At 55.5% G+C, this 254-nt stretch carries 1 pseudogene; it reads left to right on the forward strand.

Features of this window, described 5'->3' with window-relative positions:
* Positions 1–127 precede the first annotated feature (127 nt).
* Positions 128–254: pseudogene (locus AC0IYH_RS32800) on the forward strand (biotin synthase BioB); the annotation flags it as partial.

Below are 254 nucleotides of genomic sequence, written 5' to 3' on the forward strand. Positions count from 1 at the left end.
TAACCAGTTGTAAACCTTTAAAAATGCTGAAGGTTGACAGCGCATAAGGCTTCCTTAACTATGCCGCACATCCGTGTTGGGTCTGCTTGGACTGTAGCAGGCCGCCTGTAGATAAGGACTTGCCCCCATGAGCGCTAGTACCGCCGCCCTGCGTCACGATTGGAGCCTGAAAGAAGTTCGGGCGCTGTTCGAGCAGCCGTTCAATGACCTGCTGTTCCACGCCCAGACCGTGCACCGCGCGCATTTCGATGCCA

Source organism: Pseudomonas sp. AC463 (assembly GCF_979253585.1).